We start from the raw sequence: 709 nt of genomic DNA, 5'->3' as shown, positions 1-709 counted from the left end.
CCCTCCCGATGTGCGGTTTCGCATCCGCATGCCTCAGCGGTTGTCGCTGGCTGTACGGTCGATGAGGCCGGTGAACCGCAGCAGGTCAAGATCCGCCTGTTGCGGCAGAGCCGAGGAACCGATACAAGGGCCTCTCGCCGCGATCTAACCGCATTCATCGACGAGCACGTGGATCGCCTTGCATCCGAAGTCCAGCTGTCCTCCCAAGCTTTTCGGTTGTACGCCCCTTTGCGGAGTGTGGTAAGAGAGGCGTGGGTATCGCTGAAGAATACATATGGTGCGTTGGGGAGGAAGCATCTGCAGGCGTATTTGAACGAATTCACAGGACGCCGCTGGCTTCTCCTGTCCGGAACGGCGGAGTCGATGAGGCAGAAGTTGCTGCAGATGTGCATCGCGATCCCTGGCATCTCCTACTTGGAGCTGATCGCCCGTCAGCCGGATCGGCCCTTAGAGAACGCCTTAGCCGCAGCCTGAGCAAGACACCCTGAAACGTTGGGGCTAGACGAATCCCGTTCATATTTATCCTTCATTTTTAAACCAGCCTGTATCGGTTCGCGAACCTGAGTCCTTCGTCTGCAACTGTTCACATGATATTGAATTCATTCTTCTGCCTCCACTCGAATCACTCTTCTGGCCACTTGAGCGCGCTATTGCTCTACTTAAATCGCTCTATCGCTACGCCTGAAGCAGGATATTGCTCTACTTGAGT

The 709-nt window shown here is 55.3% G+C and carries 1 protein-coding gene; it reads left to right on the top strand.

Features of this window, described 5'->3' with window-relative positions; translation table 11 throughout:
- On the top strand, nucleotides 1-474 hold a 474-nt coding region (locus CHH67_RS26710; RefSeq protein ID WP_244908118.1), incomplete at its 5' end, for a hypothetical protein.
- Between the last annotated feature and the right edge of the window lie 235 nt (nucleotides 475-709).

The organism is Paenibacillus campinasensis (assembly GCF_002272015.1).
Lineage (GTDB): Bacteria > Bacillota > Bacilli > Paenibacillales > Paenibacillaceae > Paenibacillus_AQ > Paenibacillus_AQ campinasensis.
The sequence above is the reverse complement of the archived record's forward strand: the minus strand, read 5'-3'. Positions and strand labels throughout refer to the sequence as shown.